Genomic DNA, 831 nt, shown 5'->3' with positions numbered 1-831 from the left:
ATCAGGACCAGTGCAACAGGCAGGCCGGAGAACATGTCAGCACGGATATTGGCGAAGTCCGCAGGGCGAGATCGCCTCCTTTCTGAACAGGAACTGCAAGTTGGACGAGTTCTGATCCACCGCCCGCAGGGATGGCGTGTGAACGCAGCGGGCGTTGCGCATGAAAGGCCAGATCCGTAGCCTCCTCCAGGCAACGTAGCGCCAGCGAGATGCCAACATCTCGCCAGGGCTGATGGGAGGAACGCGAATGTCCGGCAAGACCCTGTTCATCACGGGTGCGTCCAGCGGTATCGGCGCTGCCACCGCTCGGCTGGCGGTATCGAGAGGCTGGCGGGTGGGGCTGTTCGCCAGGCGCGCGGATCGGCTTGGGGGGCTCGTCGATGAGTTGGGCTCCGGCAATGCGATCGCGCTGCCCGGCGACGTGACGCAGCTCTCCGATCAGCAGGCGGCGCTGGAGCGGATGGCCAAGGCGTTCGGCAGCGTCGATGCAGCCTTCGCCAATGCCGGACGCGGCGTCGACGCGCCAGGCACCGAGGGCGGTGACGTGGATGAATGGCGGGCGATGATCGGGATCAACATCATGGGCCTGCTCTTCACCGCGAAGGCGGCGCTGCCTCACCTGAAGGAACGGCAAGGCCACCTGCTGATGACCGGATCGGCGGCGGGCCGCGTTCATATCAAGGGATCGGTCTACGGCGCCTCCAAATGGTTCGTCCACGGTTACGCGGGTAACCTGGCCGAGGAGATGCGCGAGTGGGGCGGGCGGTGCACGGTTATCGCGCCGGGCATGGTGGACACGGAGTTCTTCGACGAGGCCAAGCCCAAGGCCAT

Annotated in this window: 1 protein-coding gene; it reads left to right on the top strand. The window is 65.6% G+C overall.

Going from position 1 to position 831, the window contains the following annotated elements; translation table 11 throughout:
- Nucleotides 1–247: 247 nt before the first annotated feature.
- Nucleotides 248–831 (top strand): SDR family oxidoreductase (locus tag KTN05_RS17680; protein WP_217330670.1); only part of this gene is annotated, 584 nt, incomplete at its 3' end.

The organism is Paracoccus sp. Z118, assembly GCF_019061185.1.
Taxonomy (GTDB): Bacteria; Pseudomonadota; Alphaproteobacteria; order Rhodobacterales; family Rhodobacteraceae; genus Paracoccus.
Note: the sequence above shows the minus strand (reverse complement) of the source record. Positions and strands in the feature narration are given on the sequence as shown.